Here is a 223-nt window from a genome sequence, read left to right on the forward strand (position 1 = left end):
CTATGAACACTCAAAAGTAGCTCATAAATTTCGCTTTAAGAATCCCTTGTATTCCTTGGATGCCAGTCATATTGACCTGTCGCTTTCCTTATGTGAATGGGCCAAAGTTCATGACTCAAAAGCCAGCATGAAACTCAGCATAGGATTGAATCACAGCAATGATATTCCTGAGTTTGTTGCAGTTGAAAATGGCAAAGAAAATGACATGGTACAAGGCCGCAAA

Annotated in this window: 1 pseudogene; it reads left to right on the forward strand. The window is 39.9% G+C overall.

Going from position 1 to position 223, the window contains the following annotated elements:
• A pseudogene (locus WFH18_RS18295) lies at positions 1-223 on the forward strand (IS4 family transposase); the annotation flags it as partial.

Origin of the sequence: Acinetobacter sp. USHLN143 (assembly GCF_037145695.1) — a bacterium.
Lineage (GTDB): Bacteria > Pseudomonadota > Gammaproteobacteria > Pseudomonadales > Moraxellaceae > Acinetobacter > Acinetobacter fasciculus.